This window comes from Siphonobacter sp. BAB-5405, assembly GCF_002872335.1.
GTDB lineage: Bacteria > Bacteroidota > Bacteroidia > Cytophagales > Spirosomataceae > Siphonobacter.
Genome location: NZ_NJAG01000229.1, coordinates 1 through 748, shown reverse-complemented (window position 1 = coordinate 748; position 748 = coordinate 1). Strand labels below are relative to the sequence as shown.

Sequence of the window (748 nt, the reverse complement as noted above, 5' to 3'; positions counted from 1 at the left end):
CAAAAAAGTCAATTCTTGAACCGCACGATACGCTGTGAATTGGTAAGGAAAATATAGGTGTACCTCTGACAATAATTTGTGCCTCTGGGAGTATCCCTTGCCTGGTCTAGTGTACCTCAATTCAGATTTCGTACCTAGAAATGTACCCTCAAATAAGTTGCTGAAAAGTAGGGTTTTGAAAGTGCCCTTAGAATTGAAAAAGCTAGGGCAAAAAAAACAGCTGATWCAAAAAAGTCGGTAAATCATTGATTTACCGACTTAGAGCCTCCTACAAGAACTGAAAATAGGAGAATAACTATTTGATTGTTAGCCAACTTACCTCAAGGGTAAGCAGGGGTGTACCCGAATTTGTGCCCGCGAACCAAAAAAAACGAGTTAGGCAGCAACGCCGACCTCATTTTGAATTGACTCTGCAGAGTTCAAATTGGCTACCGGACACCCCTCAGATTTTCCCAGTAAACCGAGTAATTTCTCGATCTGTTGATCTTTGGCTCGGAGCTGCTCATGGTAGAACTCTTCCATCTTCCTGAAGTGCTCTTCAAACCTTTCTACTACTTCATTGCCAAAATTCAAACTTTCGTTTGACTTAACTTTACTTGTGTCGGAATTTCCATTTGCTCTGTCTAAAATTTCGGCAACTGGAGTATCTAATATTTCTGACCAGCGTACAAGTTCATCTTCTTCCATGGTCAGTCTGGAAGCAAATACATGATATACTGCTTGTCTTGTAACACCAAGACTTTTAGAA

The 748-nt window shown here is 40.6% G+C and carries 1 protein-coding gene; it reads right to left on the bottom strand.

Going from position 1 to position 748, the window contains the following annotated elements:
* Nucleotides 1-375 precede the first annotated feature (375 nt).
* On the bottom strand, nt 376-748 hold a 373-nt coding region (locus tag BWI97_RS27255; RefSeq protein ID WP_233208105.1), incomplete at its 5' end, for a hypothetical protein.